The sequence below is a fragment of the Plantactinospora solaniradicis genome, from assembly GCF_042658085.1.
Lineage (GTDB): Bacteria > Actinomycetota > Actinomycetes > Mycobacteriales > Micromonosporaceae > Plantactinospora > Plantactinospora solaniradicis.
Genome location: NZ_JBHSPR010000168.1, coordinates 1 through 603 on the forward strand (window position 1 = coordinate 1; position 603 = coordinate 603).

1 pseudogene is annotated in these 603 nt (G+C 69.2%); it reads right to left on the reverse strand.

Features of this window, described 5'->3' with window-relative positions:
• Window positions 1–603 (reverse strand): annotated as a pseudogene (locus tag ACFP2T_RS48085) (arabinofuranosyltransferase); the annotation flags it as partial.

Genomic DNA, 603 nt, shown 5'->3' on the forward strand with positions numbered 1-603 from the left:
CACCAGATACCAGGACGCCACGACGAACGCGGTGAGCCCGGCACCGATCACGTGCCGCAGGTACGCCATCCGGTCGGCGGCACCGTGCCAGGTGAAGGCGACGATGGCCAGGAGGCCGAGCACGCCGAAGAGCAGGTATCCCTGATACGTCTGGACCAGCAGTCCACCGATGATTCCGGCGGTGAGCCAGTGCAGCCCACCCTCGGAGCGGGACCGGTTGGTGAAGGTCCGGAGCACCCACGGGACGAAGACCGCAATGGTGATGATCTCGTACGACTTCCGGGGCTGGTTGAAGACCCAGGGCGGCAGCACCGCCAGCGCCAGGGCGACCGGGGTCGGGACGATGCCACGCCAGAGCAGGAAGGCGAGCAGGACCGCCGCCGAGATCAGGGTGGCCTCGCCGTACCCGATCAGCGACCATGCCGGACGGTCGATGATCGTCGAGAGCCGCCCGAGCAACCACGGGAAGAGCGGCGGGTATTCGGCCGGTACCGACGGCACGATTCCGTCCACCGGCTGCCAGGTGGTGCTGAACCGGGTGGCCATGGTGGCCAGTCGGGCCGAGTCGCCGCGCAGGCCGGAGTCGCCGAACGGCGTGCCGTG